We start from the raw sequence: 21,282 nt of genomic DNA, 5'->3' as shown, positions 1-21,282 counted from the left end.
ACTGGATCCTGCGGGCATCTTCGCTGCCCGCATACAGCAAGAATTCAACGGAGAGAGTGGGCGATCGACGGTGTCGAGCCAGATGACCGGTGTGGGCGCAGAGGACGGCGCAACGAGCGAATTCGGAGCCAATGAATGGCTCGTCGATGAAATGTACGAACAGTACATCGTCGACAAGAATTCGGTGGACCAGTCCTGGTGGCCGATCCTGGAGCACTACCACCCCGTGAAGGACCAGACGCCGACGGGCAGTGCAGCCCCCTCGGCATCGGCAGCAGCACCCGCAGCGCAGTCGGCCAACCCTCCGACCGCCCCCATCCCGATCATCGGCTCGCAGCCCGTCGCCCGCACCACATCGGTGCAGGCGAAGCCGGCCCCGATCCCGGCCGACGCCCCCGTCACGAGCCCGCAGACGGTGCAGAAGCCCAAGACGGACGAGCCGGAAGAGATCGAGCCGCAGGACAAGGTCACCGTCCTGAAGGGCATGGCCAAGTCGCTCGCCACCAACATGGACGCAAGCCTCACGGTCCCCACCGCGACGAGCGTCCGGACCATCCCGGCGAAGCTCATGATCGACAACCGCATCGTCATCAACAACCACCTGAAGCGTGCCCGTGGCGGCAAGGTCAGCTTCACGCACCTCATCGGCTGGGCGCTCATCCGCGCGCTCAAGGACTTCCCGAGCCAGAACGTCTTCTATGAGGAGACCGACGGCAAGCCGACGGTCGTCGCACCGGCCCACATCAACATGGGCATCGCGATCGACCTCCCGAAGCCGGACGGCTCGCGCGCCCTCATGGTGCCCGGCATCAAGCGCGCCGAGACCCTCACCTTCAACGAGTACCTCTCCGCGTACGAGGACCTCGTCACCCGCGCTCGTCAGAACAAGCTGACGGCTCCCGACTTCCAGGGCGTGACGGTCTCGCTCACGAACCCGGGCGGCATCGGAACGGTCCACTCGGTTCCGCGCCTCATGAAGGGCCAGGGCTGCATCATCGGCGCCGGCGCCCTCGAGTACCCGGCCGAGTTCCAGGGAGCGTCGGAGCGCACGCTCAACGAGCTCGCCATCGGCAAGACGATCACCCTCACGAGCACCTACGACCACCGGGTCATCCAGGGTGCAGGTTCCGGTGAGTTCCTGAAGGTCGTCCACGAGCTGCTCATCGGCGGACGCAACTTCTACGAGGACATCTTCGCGGCCCTCCGCATCCCGTACGACCCCATCCACTGGGCTCCGGACATCAGCGTCGACCTCGCGGACGCCGTCGACAAGACGGCCCGCGTGCAGGAGCTCATCAACGCGTTCCGGGTCCGCGGCCACCTCATGGCCGACATCGACCCGCTCGAGTACGTGCAGCGTTCGCACCCGGACCTCGACATCGCGACCCACGGCCTCACCTTCTGGGACCTCGACCGCGAGTTCGTGACCGGCGCGTTCGGTTCCGCCCGCACGGCGAAGCTGCGCGACATCCTCGGCGTCCTGCGCGACTCGTACTGCCGCACCACCGGCATCGAGTACATGCACATCCAGGACCCGGCCCAGCGCAAGTGGATCCAGAGCAAGGTCGAGCGCAAATACGAGAAGCCGTCGCACGACGAGCAGATGCGCATCCTCGGCAAGCTCAACGAGGCGGAGGCCTTCGAGACCTTCCTGCAGACGAAGTACGTCGGTCAGAAGCGCTTCAGCCTCGAGGGCGGCGAGTCCACGATCGCGCTGCTCGACACGATCCTGCAGGGCGCTTCGGTCGCCCAGCTCGACGAGGTCGCGATCGGCATGGCGCACCGCGGCCGTCTGAACGTCCTCACGAACATCGCCGGCAAGACCTACGGTCAGATCTTCCGTGAGTTCGAGGGCACCCAGGATCCGAACAGCCACGGCTCCGGCGACGTCAAGTACCACCTCGGTACCGAGGGCACGTTCCGCGCCGAGAACGGTTCCGACATCCCCGTGTACCTCGCGGCGAACCCCTCGCACCTCGAGGCCGTCAACGGTGTCCTCGAGGGCATCGTGCGGGCCAAGCAGGACCGCGGCCCCATCGGCGCGTTCGGCACCCTCCCCATCCTCATCCACGGCGATGCGGCGATGGCGGGGCAGGGCGTCGTCCTCGAGACGATGCAGCTCTCGCAGCTGCGCGGGTACCGCACGGGTGGCACGATCCACGTCGTCATCAACAACCAGGTCGGCTTCACCACGCCTCCGGGCGAAGGTCGTTCGTCGATCTACAACACGGACGTCGCGAAGACCATCCAGGCGCCGATCTTCCACGTGAACGGCGACGACCCCGAGGCCGTCGTCCGGGTCGCGGAACTCGCGTTCGAGTACCGCCAGGAGTTCAAGCGCGACGTCGTCATCGACCTCGTCTGCTACCGCCGTCGCGGTCACAACGAGGGCGATGACCCGTCGATGACGCAGCCGCTCATGTACAGCCTCATCGAAGCAAAGCGCTCCGTCCGCAAGCTGTACACGGAAGCGCTCGTCGGCCGCGGCGACATCACCGAGGAGGAGTACGAGGCCGCTCACCGCGACTTCCAGGACCGCCTCGAGCGCGCGTTCATGGAGACGCACGCCGCGCAGACCTCGCCGACCCCCATCGTCACCGAGCAGGTCGACGAGGACGGGTACGCGGGCGAGCTCGAGACGACGGGCGTGTCCGATGCCGTCGTGCAGCTCATCGGCGATGCGTTCAACAACAAGCCGGCCGGCTTCACCGTCCACCCGAAGGTGCAGCAGCTCCTCGCCAAGCGCCTCGAGATGAGCCGCAGCGGCAACATCGACTGGGGCTTCGGCGAACTGCTCGCCCTCGGCTCGCTCCTCACGGAGGGCACGCCCGTCCGCATGTCCGGTCAGGACTCGCGCCGCGGCACCTTCGTGCAGCGCCACGCAGTCCTCCACGACCGGGTCAACGGGCAGGAATGGCTGCCGCTCGCCAATCTGAGCGACAACCAGGCACGGTTCTGGATCTATGACTCGCTGCTCAGCGAGTACGCGGTGATGGGCTTCGAGTACGGCTACTCGGTGGAACGCGCCGATGCCCTCGTCCTGTGGGAAGCACAGTTCGGCGACTTCACGAACGGCGCGCAGACCATCATCGACGAGTTCATCTCCTCGGCGGAGCAGAAGTGGGGACAGCGCTCGAGCGTCACGCTGCTCCTCCCCCACGGCTACGAAGGCCAGGGACCCGACCACTCGTCGGCTCGTATCGAGCGCTTCCTGCAGCTGTGCGCCGAGGACAACATGACGGTCGCCCGTCCGTCCACGCCGGCGTCGTACTTCCACCTGCTGCGTCGTCAGGCGTACGCTCGCCCGCGTCGTCCGCTCGTCGTCTTCACCCCGAAGGCGATGCTGCGCCTGCGTGGCGCGACGAGCCCCGTCTCGGACTTCACGAGCGGCAAGTTCGAGCCGGTCATCGACGACGCCCGCATCACGGACAAGGCCGCTGTGAAGCGCGTCCTGCTCCACGCGGGCAAGATCCACTACGACCTGCTGAGCGAGCTCGACAAGAAGCCGAACGACCAGATCGCCCTCGTGCGCGTCGAGCAGTACTACCCGGTGCCGAGCGCCGAGCTGAAGAGCGTCATCGAGTCCTACCCCAACGCCGAACTGGTGTGGGTGCAGGACGAACCCGAGAACCAGGGTGCGTGGCCGTTCATCTACGTCGAAGCGTCGAAGCACCTCGGCGGTCGCTCGATCAGCGTCGTGTCGCGTGCGGCTTCCGCATCGCCCGCCACCGGTTCGGCGAAGCGCCACGCCGGTGAGCAGGCGGAGCTGCTGCAGAAGGCGCTCACGCTGTAGTTCGCGTCCGCTGCCGCGTTCGTCAGCGGCGGCTGATCTCGTGCAACGGCCGTCCCGATTCGTCGGGGCGGCCGTTTCGCGCGTGCGGGCTCCTTCCGAGCCGCCGCCGGATGCGATTCTGGCCGAACTCATGGGCCGTCCGCACCCGGTTCGGGGTTCGTGCGCCCACCCGCCCAATAGGCTGATCAGATGGAGTACGCCTTCCTCGCAGTGATCGGCATCGTCACGATCGTCGCGGTCGCGGCCTTCGCGAGCAAGCTGCGGGTGGCTGCGCCGCTCGTGCTCGTGCTGGTCGGACTCGGCGTGAGCGTCATCCCCACCGTCCACGTGCCGGAGATCAAACCGGAGTGGATCCTGATGGGCGTCCTGCCGCCCATCCTCTATTCGGCTGCGGTGAACGTGCCGCTCGTCGATTTCCGCCGCAACCTCAAGGCGATCTCCGGCCTGTCCGTCGTGCTCGTGGTCGTGTCCTCGGTCGTGATCGGGTTCATCCTGTCGTCGATCCTGCCCGACCTGAGTCTCGCCGCCGGCATCGCGCTCGGCGCCGTCGTCAGCCCGACCGATGCCGTCGCCGCGACATCGATCGGCAAACGGCTCGGCATGCCCTCACGTCTCGTGAGCGTGCTCGAGGGCGAGAGCCTCGTGAACGACGCGTCGGCGCTCGTCCTCCTGCGGTCCGCGATCGCCGCCACGGCCGGGGCCGTGTCCTTGTGGGCGGTCGCGGCCGATTTCCTGTTCGCCGTCTCGCTCGCGATCGTCGTCGGTCTCCTGGTCGGCCTCGTCACGGTGCGGGTCCGCGCGTTCCTCAAGGACCCGGTGCTCACGACCGTCATCTCCTTCGCGGTGCCGTTCATCGCGTACCTCCCGGCCGAGTACTTCCACGCGTCCGGCGTCCTCTCGGTCGTGGTCGCGGGGCTCGTGACGGGCCATCAGAGCGCGAAGTGGTTCACCGCGCAGGATCGCATCAGTGAGCGGATCAACTGGCGGACCGCACAATTCCTTCTCGAGAACAGCGTCTTCCTCCTCATGGGCTTGGAGCTCAAGACGATCGTCGAGAAGGTGCAGACCGACCGCGTCGGCATCATTCCCGCAGTCGGGCTCGGGCTCCTCGTGACCGTCGTGCTCATCGCCATCCGGATCGTGTTCGTCGGCGGCCTCGTGTGGTCGCTTCGCCGCGATGAACGGAAAGCGCTTGCGAACCGCCCGAAGCTCGAGCAGTACAAGGAACGCTTCGATGAACGCACCACCGCGGTCCCCGAACCGACGGATCCGCGTGTGGTGCAACGTCGCGCGGTGGCTTCGAAGTCCTTCCGTCGCTGGGAGGCCCACCTCGACTTCCTCGAGCGGGAGGGCCTCGGCTGGCGTGGCGGCGCGGTCCTCGCGTGGTCCGGGATGCGGGGCGTGGTGACGCTCGCGGCCGCACAATCCCTGCCGAAGGAGACGCCGTACCAGGCCGAACTTGTCCTCATCGCATTCGTCGTCGCGATCGTGACGCTGCTCGTTCAGGGTGGAACGCTGCCGTTCGTCATCCGGCTGAGCGGTGTCGGCGGCAACGACAAGGAGGCGCTGCAAAGGCAGCTCGTGGAGCTCGTCGAGGAGATGTCGACCGTCGGCGTCTCGCTGCTCGACGCTCCGGACCTCGTGACCGATGAGGGCAAGCCGTTCGATCCCGGCGTCGTCAAGCGGGTGCGAGCGAGCAGTCTCGTGAAGGTCGCGACGGAGACGGAGCGCGCGGAGAACGACGACGTCGGGCCGCACGAGCAGTACCGGCAGTTGCGCCGGCGGGTGCTGGACGCGGAGCGTGACGCCCTCCTCGACGCGCGTGCTGCTGGCTCGTACACCTCTGCCGCGCTCGCCCGCGCCCAGCAGATGCTGGACCTCGAGGAGTCCCGTCTCGACCAGATCGACAACGCCACCTGAGCTTTCTCCCTCCTGCTCCTCCTCCTGCCGAGGGGTCGCGAAGTGCGGGTCTGAGGCCCCAGCACCCGCACTGTGCGTCCCCTCGGCGGGCTGGAACGAGCGGTCGATAGGGTGGAGGGATGTTTCCGCCGATCGATCCGTACGAATCCGGACGGCTGACGACGACCGACGGCAACCGGGTGTACTGGGAACAGTCCGGGTCGGCCGACGGGAAACCGGCGCTGCACCTGCACGGCGGACCGGGATCCGGGAACAGCGACGGCTACCGCCGTCAATACGATCCCGAGCGCTATCGCATCGTGTCGTTCGACCAGCGGGGGTGCGGGCGGAGTCGCCCGCTCGCGATCGACCCGTCCGCGGAGCTGTCGACGAACAGGACCGATCGCCAGATCGACGACATCGAACGACTGCGTGGGCACCTCGGCATCGAGTCCTGGCTGGTCTCCGGCATCTCGTGGGGGACGACGCTCGCTCTCGCCTACGCGCAGGCGCACCCGGACCGGGTCTCCGAGCTCGTCCTGACGGCAGTCACGACCACGACACCGCGCGAGGTCGAATGGATCACCGAGGAGATGGGACGGGTGTTCCCGCGCGAGTGGGATGCGTTCGCCGCGGCTGCCGGCCCGACCGAGGGCGAGCGAATCATCGATGCCTACGCCCGCCTGCTCGCAGATCCAGACGATGAGGTCCGCTCCGCAGCGGCTGCCGCCTGGTGTGCGTGGGAGGACGTCCACGTGTCGCTCGACCCGAACCACCGGCCGAGCCCCAGGTACCAGGATCCGGACTTCAGGCTCCTCTTCGCGACGCTCGTCACGCACTACTGGCGGCACGGGGCGTTCCTCGGCCCGACCGAGCTCCAAGACGGCGTGGAGCGCATCGCCGCCATCCCCGGCGTGCTGATCCACGGCCGGCTCGACGTCAGCTCACCGCTCGAGACGGCGTGGCGGCTGCATCGGTCATGGCCGGCGAGCGAACTGCACGTCATCGAGCAGGACGGCCACGGCGGTACGACCATGATCGACGTGCTCGCTGCAGCTCTCGCTGCTTTCGCCCGCTGACGTGGTCCGCCCCTCCTCAATCACACGGCACCACTGCGCGAGCGCGGGTCCCTGCGGCGAGCGCGCCCGAACGCGGGTAGCGCTCACGACACAGGGGCGCGGACACGCGAGCGCATCGAGCAGCACCCATCGCCAGACGCGCACGAACGCCGCGAAATCCGACTGAACCGAGCGCCACGATCCGGCGAGCAAGCCGGCGGAACGCAGGCTCGCCCCGAAGAGGTTCGTTACGCGGGCTCGTGCGTCGCCTGAGCGGCGCGAAGGCTCGCGAGCACCTGGTTCTTCAGGTCCTCGGGTGCAGCCTCCTTGCAGGCACGCTGCACGGCCTCGGTCAGCGTTCGAGAGACGAGCGCCTCACTCCGGCAGTCCTCACAGTTCTCGAGGTGCTCACGGATGTCTGATGCTTCGGTGTTGCACACCTCGTGACGGAGGTACTCCTCGAGGTCTTTTTTGGCTTTGTCGCAGCCGCAGTCACTCATTTCTTGCTCCCTTGCTTCCGAACGGCGAACCCGCGTTCTTCCGCATAATCGGCCAACAGGTCACGGAGGAGGCGTCTGCCACGGTGCAGACGGCTCATCACGGTCCCGATGGGTGTTTTCATGATGTCGGCGATCTCCTGGTAGGCGAAGCCCTCGACGTCGGCCAGGTACACAGCAAGACGGAAGTCCTCTGGAATCGCCTGGAGCGCGTTCTTCACATCGCTGTCGGGGAGGTGATCGATGGCTTCGGCCTCGGCGGAACGACTGGACGTGGCGCTGATCGACTCAGCACCGCCCATCTGCCAGTCCTCGAGGTCGTCGATCGTGCCCTGGTACGGCTCACGCTGCTTCTTCCGATACGTGTTGATGTACGTATTCGTGAGGATGCGGTAGAGCCAGGCTTTCAGATTGGTGCCCTGCTCGAATTGTGCGAACGCCGCGAACGCCTTGACGAAGGTCTCCTGGACGAGGTCTTGCGCGTCCGCTGGGTTCTTCGTCATGCGCATGGCAGCGCCGTACAGCTGGTCGATGAACGGCAAAGCCTGCTCTTCGAACAGCGTTCTGGTGTCCGGCTTCGCCGGGCGTGGTTCTGGGTCGACGGAAGTCATCACCTGCCAGTCTACGGGCAGCCCGACCGACGGACTTTCCGCACGTTCCAGCACAGCAGTGGACATCCGCTTCTCCTTCTTCCAGTTGCTCCGACTACTGTTGGAACCAATGTTGACCAATCCGTATTCCGCACCAGATTTCGACGTGTACGGCGATGCCGAGCCCGAGCGCCCCGACGAGGCTTGGCCTGCCCCCGTGGCGGCCGGTCCGATCGATGCCACGGTGTCCCTCCCCGGCTCGAAGTCGCTGACCAACCGCGAGCTCGTCCTGGCCGCTCTGGCTGACGGCCCGTCGCTGCTCCACGCACCGCTGCACTCGATGGACAGCACCAACATGGTCGAGGCGCTGCGCGCGCTCGGCACGACGATCGAGGAGCAGAAGGGCTCCGGTGCATTCGGCGCCGACTGGCTCGTCACTCCGGCTGAAGAACTCACGGGCAGCACGACCGTCGAATGCGGCTTGGCCGGCACGGTCATGCGCTTCGTGCCGCCCGTCGCTGCGCTCGCTCTCGGACCGACCGTGTTCGATGCGGATCCGTCGGCCAGGAACCGCCCCATGGGCACGATGATCACCTCGCTCATGGAGCTCGGCGTCGATCTCAGCGATGACGGTCGCCGCGCCCTCCCCTTCACGGTCCACGGCACGGGTCGGGTCGCCGGCGGCACGCTCACGATCGACGCGTCGTCGTCGAGCCAGTTCGTGTCCGGCCTGCTCCTGTCCGCCGCGCGGTTCGAGGATGGCCTGCACCTCGTCCACAACGGCGAACGCCTGCCGAGCCTCCCCCACATCGAGATGACGATCGCCCGCCTCGCGGCCCGCGGCGTCACGGTCGAGAGCCCCGCGGTCGGCGAATGGGTCGTCGCGCCCGGCCCCATCGCCGCACTCGACGTCACTCTCGAACCGGACCTCTCGAACGCCGCTCCGTTCCTGGCCGCCGCGCTCGTCACGGGTGGCAGCGTCACGCTCACCGGCTGGCCGGCGCACACCACGCAGGTCGGCGCCGACCTCATCGATCTGCTCCCGCAGTTCGGCGCGACAGTCACGCTCGACGGAGACCGCCTGACGGTAAAGGCGGGCGAACGCATCACGGCCGTCGACCTCGACCTGACGACCGGCGGCGAACTCGCCCCGGCGCTCACAGCGCTCGCGGCTCTCGCCGACGGCCCGTCCACCATCACCGGCATCGGCCACATCCGCCATCACGAGACCGATCGCCTCGCAGCCCTCGCGACCGAGATCAACAAGCTCGGCGGTTCGGTCACGGAACTCGAGGACGGCCTCCGCATCGACCCGAAACCGCTCCACGGCGGCGAATGGCACAGCTACCACGATCATCGTATGGCCACCACGGGTGCGATGCTCGGCCTGGTCGTCCCCGGGATCACGATCGAGAACGTCGCGACGACCGCCAAGACGCTGCCGCAGTTCACGTCGCTGTGGCAGACGATGCTCGGGGCCTGATCGATGAGTTGGTGGACCGACGACGATGACGACGACGAGCCGGAGATCGACGAATCCTCGATTCGCACCCGGCCGAACCCGAAGGCGAACCGCCCGCGGACGAAGACGAGGCCGGAGCACAGGGACGCCCTGACGGCACGAGTGCTCGGCGTCGACCGTGGACGGTACACGGTCCTGCTCGACGAGGGCACGGACGACGAGCGTGTGCTCACCTCCACGCGGGCCCGCGAGTTGCGCAAGCAGGCGATCGTCACGGGCGACCGCGTCGACGTCGTCGGCGACACGAGCGGCGCGGAGGGCACGCTGTCGCGCATCGTCCGCATCCAGCCCCGGAAGACGCTCCTGCGGCGCAGTGGCGACGACACCGATGCGATGGAGCGGGTCGTCGTGGCGAACGCCGACCAGATGCTCATCGTGGTCGCCGCCGCGAATCCGGAGCCACGGGCGCGCCTCGTGGACCGGTACCTCGTCGCAGCCTTCGACGCCGGCATCACCCCCATGCTCTGTATCACGAAGACGGACCTGCAGGACCCCGACGAATTCCTCGCGAACTTCGCAGGCCTCGGTCTCCGCGTCTTCCGCAGTCGTGAAGACGCGATGCCTGTGGAGGAGATCTCGGAGGCGCTCGTCGGCCACGACACGGTCTTCGTCGGGCACTCCGGCGTCGGCAAGTCGACGCTCGTGAACGCGGTTGTCCCGACGGCCGATCGCGCGACGGGGCATGTCAACGTCGTGACTGGTCGCGGACGGCACACGTCCTCGTCGACCGTCTCGCTGCGCGTCGTCGCCCCGACCGGCACCGGCTGGGTCATCGACACCCCCGGCGTCCGCTCGTTCGGCCTCGGTCATGTCAACACGGACAACATCCTGAAGTCGTTCACCGACCTGGCGGAGATCGCCGAGGACTGCCCACGCGGGTGCACGCATCTGCCGGACGCCCCCGACTGCGCGATGAACGAGGCTGCGGCCGACGGCCGTCTCGGCGAAGCGGGGCTCGCCCGTCTCGACTCCCTGCAGCGGCTCCTCGCGACGTTCGCCGCGGTCAAGGCCGACAGCTACTGAGTCGACCACGCCGCTGACGACGGCCGCGTCCGTCCCGCTCGCATCGGTCGCTCGGTCAGCTCGCCGCGTTCACAACTCAGGAGACCTGCGGCGTGTCGCACCCATCGCCCGGCGTGTCGGCCACAACACGCCGAAACGCTCCTGAGTTGTGAACGTCCCGGGAGGGCGATGCAGCGCGATCGGTAGGCTGGCAGCATGACCGAACCGATCCGCCTCGCAGCCGGCGACACCGCTCCAGCATTCACTCTGACCGACCAGGACGGCGCCTCCGTCTCGCTCGCGGACTACGCGGGCAAGCAGGTCATCCTGTACTTCTATCCGGCCGCGATGACGCCCGGCTGCACCACGGAAGCGTGCGACTTCCGCGACAACCTGTCGTCGCTCGCATCTTCCGGCTATCAGGTGCTCGGCGTCTCGAAGGACGAGCCGGCCACGCTCAAGGAGTTCCAGGAGGCCGAGGGGCTCAACTTCCCGCTGCTGAGCGATGCCGACCTCGCGGTGCACAACGCGTACGGCGCCTATGGCGAGAAGAACCTCTACGGCAAGCTCGTGACGGGCGTCCTGCGGTCGACGTTCGCGATCGACGGCGATGGGAAGATCACGCTCGCGAAGTACAACGTGAAGGCGACTGGCCACGTCAAGAGCCTGCGGAAGGCGCTCGGCCTCCCCGCCTGAGCTCCCCGCTCGGCCTCCCCGTCGAAGCTCCCGGCTGAGCTCCGTCGGAGCGATCCGCCTGCACATCGCATCGCCGCCCCTCGATCCCGTTCACAACTCAGGAGACGTGCGGCGTGTCGGCCGCGACACGCCGACGTCCGTCCCCGACACGCCGGAACGCTCCTGAGTTGTGAACAGCCCGAGTACGAGGGCGAGGACGAGCGAGGCCCCGACACCTGGTGTCGGGGCCTCATTCAGGCAGCCTCGTCTCGGAGGCGAGGGGCTACGCGGCGGCGTCTGCCGTCTCGGGAGCCGTCTCCGATGCCGGGGCTTCGGCGGGCGAACCCGTCACGACCTCGATCTTGCGCGGCTTGGCACGCTCGGCAACGGGGACGGTGACCGTCAGGACGCCGTTCACGTAGCTCGCGGCGATGTGCTCGGTGTCGATGCCCTGGCCGAGCGTGAACTGGCGCAGGAAGCTGCCTGCGCGTCGCTCGCGGGCGATCCAGGCGACGCCGTCACCGCTCGTGAGAGTGCGCTCGGCACGAATGCTGAGCAGCTGGCCGTCCACGTCGATGTCGACGGAACCCGGATCGATGCCGGGGAGATCAGCGCTGAGGACGTAGACGTCGCTGTCGCGGTACAGATCCATCGGCATCTTGCGCGGGCCCTGAGCGGCGCTCTGGAGGCCGTTGACGATACGTTCGCGGTCACGGGTGGGGTCGAAGGTGAGAGCCATGGTGTTCCTCCTTGGTCGGGAGCGTGTTCGCGGCCCGGCTAGTCGTTTCAAAGTTGAGCCCATTTGACTCAACTATCTAACGGTAACCGGGTTCACCGACGAGACCTTCCCCTGTTCGCGGACAGCGAGCGACACGGAAGGGCAGAGCGAGGACCGAAGCGAGGAGGACCGAAGCGAGGAAGGGCAGAGCGAGGAAGGGCGACCGAACGCGGCGAACCGCGTCCCTCAGTGCAGATCGCGCCGAGTGACGGCGATCACGGGCTTCGTGAAGAGGAGCACGAGCACGACGATCGACGGGATGAGGAGGAGCCAGCCGATGCCGGGCTGCGCGAAGATCCCCTGGAACGCACCGATCGCGACGGCGATCTGGATGAGCTGCCAGGTGACCGCTCCACCGCGGATCCACGTCTGGCGACGAATGAGGCCGACCGCGAGTGCGACGACGAACGCCGTCGCGATCAGCAGGATCACGAAGATCGCGAGCGCGCTCGTGAACGACGACGGCGTGGCCGCCAACAGTTCGAACAGGAACCACGCGGACAGCCCCAGCATGAGGAGCGCCTCAGCGCCCAGGAGGACGGTCAGCGCGCGGACGTACGGGTGTCGGCCCGCCTGGTCGCGCTGCGGTTCGCCGTGGACGTGATGGTCGGTACTCACAGAGTTATCCCAAACTTGACTATTGATTTGCTACTACCAATATGAAACCATGATTGAGGCCGATTTGACGTCCACGAGGAAGTGGACAGATCCCAATCTGGACGATCATCCCCCTCGCGAATCGGCATTCGCTTCCCGACCCATTTGGTCGGTTGAAGAAATCTACCCTGCAATAAAAGGAGTTCCCCTATGGACTGGCGCGACAAAGCTGCTTGCCTCACCGTCGACCCCGAGCTGTTCTTCCCGGTGGGAAACACCGGACCGGCGGTCGATCAGATCGACAAGGCCAAGCAGGTGTGCGCCAATTGCAGCGTGACCGAGGTCTGCCTGCAGTACGCGCTCGAGACCGGTCAGGACTCGGGCGTCTGGGGCGGCCTCAGCGAGGACGAGCGTCGCGCACTCAAGCGTCGCGCAGCTCGAGCTCGCCGCGCTTCCTGACACTCGACTCCGGCGCCGCCTGAACCAGACGCCGTTCGACAACCCCCTGCACCGCGCCACCCGACGAATCGGGTGGTCGGCAGGGGGTTTCGTCTGTCCGGAATCGGGTCCGAACAGGGCGGGCCGATCGGCCGGGCGCGGCCGTGTGCCGACTCGGGCCGAACCGGGCCGCTCAGCCCTTGGCGACCCAGCGCAGCGGCACTTCGATCGTGACCTCGGTACCGCTCCCCATGAGCGTGTGCCAGTCGATCGTGCCGCCCAGCTCACCCTGGATGAGCGTGCGGACGATCTGGGTGCCGAGGCCTGAACCGACCTTCCCCTCCGGCAGCCCGGCGCCGTTGTCTCGCACCTGCACGGAGAGCGTGTCGTCGGTGCGAGCGGCGGTGATGGCGACGTCTCCGTCGCGGCCGTTCAACCCGTGCTCCACGGCGTTCGTGACGAGCTCGGTGAGTGCGAGGGCGAGCGGCGTCGCGTACTCGCTCGGCAGGTTGCCGAAGGTGCCCGTCGAGGTGGGACGAACGGTCGTGTTGTGCGAGCTCGCGACCTCGGCGACGAGCAGCAGCACCCGTTCGAAGACCTCGTCGAAGTCCACGTTCTGGTTGAGCCCTTCGGAGAGCGTGTCGTGGACCACCGCGATGGCGGCGACACGGCGCATCGCCTGGTTGAGCGCGTCGCGCGCCTCCTCGGAGTGCGTCCGGCGTGCCTGGATGCGGAGGAGCGACGCGACGGTCTGCAGGTTGTTCTTCACCCGGTGGTGGATCTCGCGGATCGTCGCGTCCTTGGTGATGAGCTCCTGCTCCTGGTGGCGGAGCTCGCTCACGTCGCGGCAGAGGACGATCGCGCCGATGCGTTCGCCGCGACTGCGCAGCGGGATCGCACGCAGCGAGATGGTGACGCCCTTGTCCTCGATGTCGGTGCGCCAGGGCGCGCGGCCCGTGACGACGAGGGGAAGCGATTCGTCGACCGTGACGGTTCCGGAGAGCAGGTGCGTCGTGACCTCGGCGAGGGACTCCCCCTCGAGCTCCTCCGCGAAGCCGATGCGGTTGAACGCGGACAGGGCATTGGGGCTCGCGAACGTGACGGTTCCGTCCACGTCGAGCCGCATGAGGCCATCACTCGCTCGAGGGGCTCCGCGCCGCGGACCGGTGGGTGCGCCCAGATCCGGGAAGTCGCCCGCCGCGATCATCTCGAAGAGGTCGCTCGCGCAGTCGTTGAAGGTGAGCTCCTGGCGGCTCGGCGTGCGCGCCTCACCCAGGTTGGTGTGGCGGGTGATGACGGCGATGGGGCCGTCCGCGTTGACCTTCTCGGTGGGAGAGAGCCGACGGGCGACGGGAACAGCGCGGACGCGCGTGGGCGTTTCCTCGTACCAGTCCGGTGCGGAGGATTCGATGATCCTGCCGCTCTCGAAGCAGTCGGTGACCTGCTTGCGCCACTCCTGCTTGATCGACTGCCCGACGAAGTCGCGGTAGAACAGTGTGGCCGCGCTCGAGGGACGCGAGTGCGCGACGGCGATGAAGCTCCCCGAGGTGGTCGGCACCCAGATCACGATGTCGGCGAAGGCCAGGTCTGCGAGCAGCTGGCTGTCGGCCAGCAGCATGTGCAACCATTCGACGTCTTCGGCGCTGGAGCGCCCCTGGGCGAGTACGAGATCACTGAGCGTCGACACGGAACCAGTCTAGGGTCGGCGACCGACGGTTCCTTGTGAGCCGTGCCAGGGCTGCGGATTCGGGCCCGGCCGCCAAGCGCTCGACTGCCGCTCGGAACACGTCGAGCCGTCCGGTCCGCGCACAACTCCTTCAATCGGGACACCGTCGGCGCCGGGACCCCGGAACATCAGGGCCGGCGATGCGGCGACGGACGGATTGAAGGAGTTGTGCGCGTGCTTCTCCGAGCTTGCGTTACGCGGCCCGGCGGCGTCCGATGAGCCACACCGCGGCTCCGCCGATCGCGAGTCCTGCGACGCCCGTGACGGCGAGCCAGAGCCACCCGAGCCCGGAGACGTCGGCGGAGGCCGATGCCGCGCGGTAGTCGGGCACGTCGGCCGGGTCGCCGTACGCACCCTGTCGGTCTGCTGTGCTCCCGTCGGCCCAGCCGCCACCGACGTCGCAGTTCATGCGATCACGCGAGGTCGCGCCGTCGAGTTCCATGCTGAGACTGCGCGCGGAGGCCGTGGTGCCGGCCGGCACGTCGACGTCGGGCAGGTGGATGCCGCCGTCCTTCGTGCTGCGCTCGAGGATGTCGTCGAGCAGGTAGCCGCCGAGCGCGAGTCCGTCGAGCGCCCGCTCGTGGGTCAACGCGGTCAGCGCCTGCTCGGCGCCGGTCGCGTCACCGGAGGCGTAGGCCTTCGTCGCCCGCTCGATCACCCGGTCGTGCTCGGCGATCGAATCCGCCTCCATGCCTTCGAGGGCCCGCGTCACGTCGCCGAGGTAGGCGTCGGGCCTGGCGCACGTCGCGTACATGAGGCGTTTGAACGTCTGCGTCGCGTACTCGGTCGCCTCCTGCTCGGCGAACTCGGGTGACAGGTAGCTCGCCGAGGCGCCGGCGGTGAGATAGCGATGCTGCGCGTACTGGACGGGGACGTCCTCCGTACCGATCATGACAGGGATGTACGGGGCCGTCACTGCCGCCGTCGCCGCGACCCAGAGCGTCTGCAGGCCGGGGTCCGGGAGGTCGTCGCGGAGCTCGGCGACCTGCCCGTACCCGGAGCGGTCGTCCGACCATCGCGGGTCACGCACGTAGCGCATCGCGTCCTGGAGGGTGAGCTCGTCCATCGCCTGCAGCTCGGCCTCCAGGGACACCGGGTTGCGGTACGGCGCCGTGTCGGACGGATCGGCGACCTGGCCGACGTCGAACGGCTCGGTGGGGAACGGCTGCCCGTAGACCTGCTGGAGGTCGATCGTGGCGCTCTGATCGTCGGCGGCGCGCCAGCCCTGCTGGACGGCGACGTCGACGAGGTTCGGAGAGCCGACGAAGTCCGGATCGGTGCCGTCGAGCGCCGCCACCGGGAAGTCCTGGATGTAGCCGGGGTACGAGACGCGGATGTCGTCCGCGCTCAACCGTGCAGCCGCCCAGAGCCCGGATCCGCCGGAGAACTCGACGAACACCCAGCCCTCGTTCGCGTCGGCGAACAGGTGGGAGTTGCCGCCGTAGGTCGTGTAGCCGTGCTCGTTGATGAGCGAGCCGACGATGTCGACAGCCTCGCGCGCCGTCGTCGCCCGCTCCATGGCGATCCGCGAGAGGTCCGAGTAGCTCGGACCGGTCTGGTCGAGCGGGGTCAGGTCCCACAACGCCTCGCTCGAGTTGGACCACACGTCGCGCGCCGCGACGCCGTGCTCGTTGAGGCCGCCGTTGGTGAGCGGCGCCGGGAAGCCGGCGAATTCGGAGTAGTTCGAGGTGATGTAGCGAGCCGTCTCCGGCGCCTGCGGAATCTCGGTGAGGACGCCGGGCATGTCGGCCTCCTCAGTGGCGCCGACGACGATGGTCGACCCCGGTTCGTGCTGCTGGCGCGGAACGACTTCGACCCAGTGGCTCGACGGTTCGTGACCGAATCCGCCGAGGAGGGTGTGACCGGATGCGGACCGGTTCTTGCCGACGTAGAACGCGAAGCTCTTGTCCGGCTCGCCGTCGGTCGGGCCGGCCTGGCCGAGTGGTGCTCCGGCGGCGGTCGCGGCGGTCGCGGCCGAAGCGGTCGGTGCTGTCGCAGCTGCGGATGCGAGCGCTGCGCTGGTGCCGGTTCTGGCTCCGGTTTGTCCGGTGGGCTCCGCCATGGCGGATGGGCCGACGGCGATGACGCTCGTGGTGGTGAACAGGATGGCGATGCTGGCGGTTGCCAGTCGTCGATGCAGGATGAGAGCCTCCCGGCGATCGTATGCGGTTGTGGTGGTCCCGCTGGCTCGCGGGCCGCTTCCGTTCTATCGGCCACTCGCTCACGTTGCCAAATCAACAACTGTGGCTTACTCGCGCGCGCACGATGGAGCGGATCGGCCGACGAGAACCAGGCGCGATCGGGCCCTGGAACCGTCCGACGTCGCCGCCCGATGCCTCCGCCCGGCGGCGCCGAGCCACGTCGCCCCGCACTCACGCCGGACGTTCGCGACGGCGCGACCCGGCTCGGCGCGACCGCACTGATCGCGCCGATCGACCTCGGAGCGCTCGTCTCGACTCCGTCTCGCCAGCCTGCGGGAGCAGCGTCGATGCCACGAAACGACGGATTCCGGCGGCGAGGGCCGACCGCGGAGACTGGTCGCGCACCGCTCGTCGTGCCAGCACCGCCGCATCCGCCGTGCGAGGGTCGTCCGGCAGCATCGCGGCTGCGGAGACCCCGCCGAACCGTGCGAGGGTGGATGCCACCTGTCCGGCCGCGTCCAGGCCGATCGCGCCCGATCGTACCCGGTTGACCACGACCGAGACGTGATCGGGGTCGACGAGTTCCACGAGCTCGGAGTGGCCACGCAACAGCCGCGTGAGTCCCACTGGGTCGCCCGCCCCCACCTCGACGATGCGATCGGCGGCGCCGAGCACGGCGAGCGCAGCACCGTTCCGCCTCGGCGCGAAGAAGTCGCTCGAGATCTCCTCGTCGGTCTCGATGCAGAACGCCGTATCGACGACGACGTGATCCGCCCAGGTCCGGCAGACGGCCAGGGTCTCGGCGACCCGTTCCGCGGAGAGCTCGGTCCAGCGTGCGGCCCGCGCGATCCCGGTGAGCACCCGGAAGTCGCCTGAGGGGGACGCATGCAGCGCTGCGACGCGATCGAGCTGTTCCGCGTCGAGTGCGCCGCTGCCTGCCAGGCGGCACGCCGCGGCGAACCCGGGCGCTTCGTCGAGCAGGCCGAGCGTTGGCGCGACGGCGGAGGTGTACGTGTCCGCGTCGCACAGCACGACGCGGGCTCCCGTCGCCGCGAGTTCGGCGGCGATGCCGATCGCGAGGGTTGTGCAGCCGGGTGATCCACCCGCCCGCCAGAGAGCGGTCACCCGTCCGGCCGCCCGCGGGGAATCCGGTGCGCGCGCGTCCACGACCGGATCTGCCTGCGTCAGGCTGCGTTCGAGGTCGGCCCACTCGACGGGAGCCGTGACGACGTCCACGACGCCGAGGGAGGCGGCGTGGCGGCGGTCGGTCTCGTCCGCCGCCACCGCGACGAGACGGAGACCAGTCGCATCGGCTGCATCGATGAGCTGACCGGTGAGCAACGCCGGCGACGCCGAGACCACCACGACGTCCACGTCCTGCCGCTCGGAGAGTCGTCGGATGAGTTCTTCCGCGTCGATGCACCGGTGCGCGACCCGGTGCCCGTGCTCGAGCATGCCGGTGAGGACGTCGGCCTCGACGCGATGATCGAGGGCGAGCGCGACCCGGAGCACGCTCAGCTCCCCGGTTCGGCCGACACGAGCGAGACGAGGTGTCCCGCCGCCACCGCCGCCAGCACGGCCGCGACTTGTGAGCGCGGTACGGACACCTCCACGCGAACTCCGTCCCCGCGGACGATCAGGCCGTCGTCGGCCATCGTGCCGACGACGGAAACGCCGGCGACGAGCACGGCGGGCGGCTCGAACTCCCCGGATTGCCCCGGCGCCGCCGACCAGAGGTCCACGACGCTTCCGGCACCGATCGACGCCGGGACCGCGCTCCCGACGTCGACGACGACCGATGCGACGCCGATGCCGGAGGACTCCGTGACGGCGGACCGCGGCACGAGCTCGCCCTCCTGCACCGTCCGGGTGAGCACGACGCCGCCCTCTGGCACGTCGTCCGCCGCGAGGTATGCACGCTCCGCTCCACCCAGCGTGACGTGCACGAGGCGGAGCTCCGATACAGCCGCGGCCTCGCCAGCCACGAGCGTGCTGCGTGCCGCGTAGACCGCGACCGTGTGATCCGTGGCCGACACGAGCCACCACACGCCGGCCACCGAGACGAACACGAGCGAGAGCCCGATCGCGAACCGAGGATCGAACCAGACCGCCCTCGGCCGCTTCCCCTTCGTCGTCAGCTCAGCCATGCCCACCGTCCGTCCCTCGTCATTCGCGACCGCGACCACGGCGCCAGAACCCATCGTGACGACTTCCCGCCGAACGCGAAGAAGTTATCCACAGCCCCGCCTGCTCGCGCGGCGAACGCGGATAATCGAAGGATGACCCTTCTGCACCGCGACACCGGCCTCGGACGGTTCCTCACCGTCGCCGACGCCGCAGACGTGCTCAACGTCTCGGCCGCTGCGGTCATGGCACTCATCCAGTCGGGTGAGCTGCCCGCCATTCGCGTCGGTCGCAGCGGACCCTGGCGGATCGAACGCCCCGTCCTCGAGAGCTACATCGACGGCCAGTACGAGGAGGCCCGGCGCATCGGGCTCTGGGAACAAGCCCAGTTCCCGGAACTTCCCGAACTCACCGGCGGCGAGGTCATCCGCCTCACCGGCCACAGCGGCTGACGCCGCTCCCCCTCGCCTCGCCGCTCCGCTCACGCATCGCGTCGCCCCGCGCCGATGGGCTCAAGCCGCGTGTTCGACGGCGACGAGCGCTGCGAACGACACCACTCGAATCTCGCTCACGTTCGCCGCGCGTCGCGGCAGGCCCACCTCGTGGACGGCGAGGTCGAGGTGGTCACGGCCCACTCGGTCGATCGTTCCGCGGACGGTGCTCGCCCCGTCCCCTCCGATGAGGCGCACGGCCACGGCCGCTCGTCTGCGGCACAGATCCCGCAGCACGAAGGACAGCGTCAAGCGGTCCGTGAGTCGCGGTTCCGGCGTCGGCCGGGGCTGGAGGCTGCGCTCGACGTCCTGCGGCGCGAGTCGCAGCGTGGCGACCGCCCAGATCGGGACGACCATCTCCGGCCGTCTGCCGCCGCCCTGCGGCTCCGGAGCCGCCACGAGCCAGTCCTTGCCGAAGGACATCACGATGACGCGCGCCGTCGAGCCGTCCGTGAACCCGAGCGCGAGCGGCGGTGATCCGGCACCGGACAGCGCGATGAGCCGGTCCCGCAGCATCAGTCGCCCGCGACGCAGCCGCTCCTCCTCGATTCCGGCCTCCGCGTCATCCGCCCCGAGTTCGTCGTCGAGCTGCCCCTCGAGGTCGTCGAACAGGCTGTCCCATCGCATCCACCGACGCTAGTGGGGATCGAGGACGGGCGTCGGCGCTTGTCCACAGGGAATGGATTTCCTGGACAACGAGCCACTCCCATGATTGATTAGATATTCCAGATGGTCGGTCACTGACGACCCGCACACGTTGGGAGACACTTGTGAGTTTCGCTTCACCGCACGGCGCCCCGCAGCCGCATTCGAGCTCGCACGCGAACACCCAGGCCCACACCAACCGGTTCCGGCCAGACGACTTCTTCGGCGAGCAGCCGTCGTGCAGCCATGAACTCCCGAATCCGGAACCGCTCCTCATCAATCTCACGCGCAGCGTCATCGAGGTGATCGCCGGCGCGCGCGAACTCAGCCAATTGGCGAGATGGATCACCGAGGAAGTCCACGGAATGCTCGTGAAACGCGTCATCCTCGCCGAGCGCGCCAGACGAGTGAAAGGACTTCCCACGGTCCGCCCGATCATTCAGGTGGGCAGCGTCACCGTGTCCGAACCTCGGGACGGCATCATCGAGGCCGTTGTCATGGTGCACGGAAAGGCTCGCTCGCGCGCCGTCGCCATTCGACTCGAAGGACTCGACCACCGCTGGAGAGCGACGTCCATCAGCGTGCTGTGAACTCGGCTCATTCGGACGAGCGAATATTGACCGTCCGGCTATTCATCGAATCGAGTTTATGCACCATGTGTGGAATGTCCGCATTTCTGGGGACAGATATAACCGACAGCTGTAGATCATCCAAGGAAACGACCACGAGGGCCGGCATTCGCCGACCCTCGTGGAAATAAGGCGTACGCCTGAGTTCTATTTACTGGCTTCCTTGAATGCGTCCTGCACTCGCTGCGGAATACGACCGCGGGAGGAGACCTCGTGACCGTTGCGTGCAGCCCACTCACGAATGGCCGACAGGTTCTCAGCACTGTTGCGCGTGCTCACGGTGGACGTGCGGCGACCACGCTTGATCGGACGGCCGGCACCGATGAACGGCTTGAGGGATTCGCGCAGTACCGTCGCGTTGTCGCTCGTCAGATCGATCTCGTATTCGGAGCCGTCGATCGCGAACTTGACCGTCTCGCCTTTGCCGTCCTCAATCGCCGTTCCGTCAAGATCGTCGACAAGTGTGGTGATGACTTTCTGTGCCATTGGTTACTCCATCATTGTTCGGGGGATGGGAAAAGCATAGCCAATCGCTCGCACATTCGCTCATGATTGACAGCCGTGTCTCATATCGGCTCATTCCCGATCGCTTATCACAGCGTGAATATCAACTGAATTCGTCCGAGAAACGAAGCACCGCCGCCTCCCGAGCGAAGTGCTCGAGAGACGGCGGTGAG

Annotated in this window: 19 protein-coding genes; 9 read left to right on the top strand and 10 right to left on the bottom strand. The window is 67.9% G+C overall.

The window, feature by feature from the left end:
• The first annotated feature begins 70 nt into the window (after positions 1-70).
• The 3 genes from ACQ3HB_RS13915 to pip all read left to right on the top strand — a co-directional run bounded on the left by ACQ3HB_RS13915 (position 71) and on the right by pip (position 6,771).
• Positions 71-3,793 (top strand): multifunctional oxoglutarate decarboxylase/oxoglutarate dehydrogenase thiamine pyrophosphate-binding subunit/dihydrolipoyllysine-residue succinyltransferase subunit, encoded by a 3,723-nt coding sequence (locus ACQ3HB_RS13915; protein ID WP_430920664.1) that lies wholly within the window; start codon positions 71-73, stop codon positions 3,791-3,793.
• Between the two features lie 189 nt (positions 3,794-3,982).
• Complete coding sequence (locus tag ACQ3HB_RS13910) at positions 3,983-5,713, top strand: cation:proton antiporter (RefSeq protein WP_430920663.1); 1,731 nt, start codon at positions 3,983-3,985, stop codon at positions 5,711-5,713.
• A gap of 119 nt (positions 5,714-5,832) precedes the next feature.
• Complete coding sequence (gene pip / locus ACQ3HB_RS13905) at positions 5,833-6,771, top strand: prolyl aminopeptidase (protein WP_430920662.1); 939 nt, start codon at positions 5,833-5,835, stop codon at positions 6,769-6,771.
• A 227-nt stretch (positions 6,772-6,998) separates the two neighbouring features.
• On the opposite strand, the gene ACQ3HB_RS13900 is transcribed toward pip, so the two are convergent.
• Together ACQ3HB_RS13900 and ACQ3HB_RS13895 are read right to left on the bottom strand one after the other, a co-directional pair.
• Complete coding sequence (locus tag ACQ3HB_RS13900; protein WP_430920661.1) at positions 6,999-7,250, bottom strand: zf-HC2 domain-containing protein; 252 nt, start codon at positions 7,248-7,250, stop codon at positions 6,999-7,001.
• Positions 7,247-7,858: a sigma-70 family RNA polymerase sigma factor gene (locus tag ACQ3HB_RS13895; RefSeq protein WP_430920660.1), complete on the bottom strand. Its 612-nt coding sequence runs from the start codon at positions 7,856-7,858 to the stop codon at positions 7,247-7,249. The genes ACQ3HB_RS13900 and ACQ3HB_RS13895 overlap by 4 nt, the downstream gene beginning before the upstream one ends.
• Before the next feature lie 109 nt (positions 7,859-7,967).
• On the opposite strand from ACQ3HB_RS13895, the gene aroA reads away from it, so the two are divergent.
• The 3 genes from aroA to bcp all read left to right on the top strand — a co-directional run bounded on the left by aroA (position 7,968) and on the right by bcp (position 11,057).
• Entirely contained in the window at positions 7,968-9,320 is a 1,353-nt protein-coding gene (gene aroA, locus ACQ3HB_RS13890) for a 3-phosphoshikimate 1-carboxyvinyltransferase (protein WP_430920659.1), read from the top strand.
• Between the two features lie 3 nt (positions 9,321-9,323).
• The gene (rsgA, locus tag ACQ3HB_RS13885) at positions 9,324-10,382 is read left to right on the top strand and encodes a ribosome small subunit-dependent GTPase A (protein WP_430920658.1); all 1,059 of its coding nucleotides are present in this window, start codon (positions 9,324-9,326) and stop codon (positions 10,380-10,382) included.
• 195 nt (positions 10,383-10,577) lie between these two features.
• Entirely contained in the window at positions 10,578-11,057 is a 480-nt protein-coding gene (gene bcp / locus ACQ3HB_RS13880) for a thioredoxin-dependent thiol peroxidase (RefSeq protein ID WP_430920657.1), read from the top strand.
• A 262-nt stretch (positions 11,058-11,319) separates the two neighbouring features.
• On the opposite strand, the gene ACQ3HB_RS13875 is transcribed toward bcp, so the two are convergent.
• Both ACQ3HB_RS13875 and ACQ3HB_RS13870 read right to left on the bottom strand, forming a co-directional pair.
• Positions 11,320-11,775: an Hsp20/alpha crystallin family protein gene (locus ACQ3HB_RS13875; protein WP_430920656.1), complete on the bottom strand. Its 456-nt coding sequence runs from the start codon at positions 11,773-11,775 to the stop codon at positions 11,320-11,322.
• A gap of 225 nt (positions 11,776-12,000) precedes the next feature.
• Positions 12,001-12,432 (bottom strand): hypothetical protein, encoded by a 432-nt coding sequence (locus tag ACQ3HB_RS13870; RefSeq protein WP_430920655.1) that lies wholly within the window; start codon positions 12,430-12,432, stop codon positions 12,001-12,003.
• Positions 12,433-12,621: 189 nt separating this feature from the next.
• Here ACQ3HB_RS13870 and ACQ3HB_RS13865 point away from each other — a divergent pair, with 189 nt between their 5' ends.
• On the top strand, positions 12,622-12,870 hold the full coding sequence (locus ACQ3HB_RS13865) for a WhiB family transcriptional regulator (protein ID WP_430920654.1): 249 nt from the start codon (positions 12,622-12,624) through the stop codon (positions 12,868-12,870).
• A gap of 172 nt (positions 12,871-13,042) precedes the next feature.
• Here the strand turns inward: ACQ3HB_RS13865 and ACQ3HB_RS13860 are convergent, their stop codons facing one another.
• The 4 genes from ACQ3HB_RS13860 to ACQ3HB_RS13845 all read right to left on the bottom strand — a co-directional run bounded on the left by ACQ3HB_RS13860 (position 13,043) and on the right by ACQ3HB_RS13845 (position 18,863).
• Positions 13,043-14,536 carry a sensor histidine kinase gene (locus ACQ3HB_RS13860; RefSeq protein WP_430920653.1) on the bottom strand — a complete coding sequence of 498 codons (1,494 nt, stop codon included), beginning with the start codon at positions 14,534-14,536 and terminating at the stop codon, positions 13,043-13,045.
• A 232-nt stretch (positions 14,537-14,768) separates the two neighbouring features.
• Entirely contained in the window at positions 14,769-16,637 is a 1,869-nt protein-coding gene (locus ACQ3HB_RS13855; protein ID WP_430920652.1) for a C69 family dipeptidase, read from the bottom strand.
• 310 nt (positions 16,638-16,947) lie between these two features.
• Entirely contained in the window at positions 16,948-18,228 is a 1,281-nt protein-coding gene (locus ACQ3HB_RS13850; RefSeq protein WP_430920651.1) for a CpaE/TadZ family protein, read from the bottom strand.
• A 2-nt stretch (positions 18,229-18,230) separates the two neighbouring features.
• Positions 18,231-18,863, bottom strand: coding sequence for a hypothetical protein (locus ACQ3HB_RS13845; protein WP_430920650.1), 633 nt, complete (start codon positions 18,861-18,863; stop codon positions 18,231-18,233).
• Between the two features lie 132 nt (positions 18,864-18,995).
• On the opposite strand from ACQ3HB_RS13845, the gene ACQ3HB_RS13840 reads away from it, so the two are divergent.
• Positions 18,996-19,292, top strand: a complete 297-nt coding sequence (locus tag ACQ3HB_RS13840; protein WP_430920649.1) for a helix-turn-helix domain-containing protein — start codon at positions 18,996-18,998, stop codon at positions 19,290-19,292.
• Between the two features lie 60 nt (positions 19,293-19,352).
• Here the strand turns inward: ACQ3HB_RS13840 and ACQ3HB_RS13835 are convergent, their stop codons facing one another.
• Positions 19,353-19,958: a hypothetical protein gene (locus ACQ3HB_RS13835; protein WP_430920648.1), complete on the bottom strand. Its 606-nt coding sequence runs from the start codon at positions 19,956-19,958 to the stop codon at positions 19,353-19,355.
• Positions 19,959-20,101: 143 nt separating this feature from the next.
• Between ACQ3HB_RS13835 and ACQ3HB_RS13830 the strand changes: the two genes are divergently transcribed.
• Complete coding sequence (locus ACQ3HB_RS13830; protein ID WP_430920647.1) at positions 20,102-20,566, top strand: Rv3235 family protein; 465 nt, start codon at positions 20,102-20,104, stop codon at positions 20,564-20,566.
• 186 nt (positions 20,567-20,752) lie between these two features.
• Here the strand turns inward: ACQ3HB_RS13830 and ACQ3HB_RS13825 are convergent, their stop codons facing one another.
• Positions 20,753-21,091: a histone-like nucleoid-structuring protein Lsr2 gene (locus ACQ3HB_RS13825; protein WP_430920646.1), complete on the bottom strand. Its 339-nt coding sequence runs from the start codon at positions 21,089-21,091 to the stop codon at positions 20,753-20,755.
• Positions 21,092-21,282: the final 191 nt, after the last annotated feature.

Origin of the sequence: Plantibacter lichenum, assembly GCF_050587525.1 — a bacterium.
GTDB lineage: Bacteria > Actinomycetota > Actinomycetes > Actinomycetales > Microbacteriaceae > Plantibacter.
This window is presented reverse-complemented; position numbering and strand designations above follow the sequence as displayed.

Coding starts and splice junctions, on each gene's coding strand:
- ACQ3HB_RS13825 (WP_430920646.1), bottom strand. CDS start 21,091: ATGGCACAGAAAGTCATCACCACACTTGTCGACGATCTTGACGGAACG.
- ACQ3HB_RS13835 (WP_430920648.1), bottom strand. CDS start 19,958: ATGCGATGGGACAGCCTGTTCGACGACCTCGAGGGGCAGCTCGACGAC.
- ACQ3HB_RS13845 (WP_430920650.1), bottom strand. CDS start 18,863: ATGGCTGAGCTGACGACGAAGGGGAAGCGGCCGAGGGCGGTCTGGTTC.
- ACQ3HB_RS13840 (WP_430920649.1), top strand. CDS start 18,996: ATGACCCTTCTGCACCGCGACACCGGCCTCGGACGGTTCCTCACCGTC.
- ACQ3HB_RS13895 (WP_430920660.1), bottom strand. CDS start 7,858: ATGACTTCCGTCGACCCAGAACCACGCCCGGCGAAGCCGGACACCAGA.
- ACQ3HB_RS13865 (WP_430920654.1), top strand. CDS start 12,622: ATGGACTGGCGCGACAAAGCTGCTTGCCTCACCGTCGACCCCGAGCTG.
- ACQ3HB_RS13875 (WP_430920656.1), bottom strand. CDS start 11,775: ATGGCTCTCACCTTCGACCCCACCCGTGACCGCGAACGTATCGTCAAC.
- ACQ3HB_RS13855 (WP_430920652.1), bottom strand. CDS start 16,637: ATGGCGGAGCCCACCGGACAAACCGGAGCCAGAACCGGCACCAGCGCA.
- rsgA (WP_430920658.1), top strand. CDS start 9,324: ATGAGTTGGTGGACCGACGACGATGACGACGACGAGCCGGAGATCGAC.
- ACQ3HB_RS13900 (WP_430920661.1), bottom strand. CDS start 7,250: ATGAGTGACTGCGGCTGCGACAAAGCCAAAAAAGACCTCGAGGAGTAC.
- aroA (WP_430920659.1), top strand. CDS start 7,968: ATGTTGACCAATCCGTATTCCGCACCAGATTTCGACGTGTACGGCGAT.
- pip (WP_430920662.1), top strand. CDS start 5,833: ATGTTTCCGCCGATCGATCCGTACGAATCCGGACGGCTGACGACGACC.
- bcp (WP_430920657.1), top strand. CDS start 10,578: ATGACCGAACCGATCCGCCTCGCAGCCGGCGACACCGCTCCAGCATTC.
- ACQ3HB_RS13910 (WP_430920663.1), top strand. CDS start 3,983: ATGGAGTACGCCTTCCTCGCAGTGATCGGCATCGTCACGATCGTCGCG.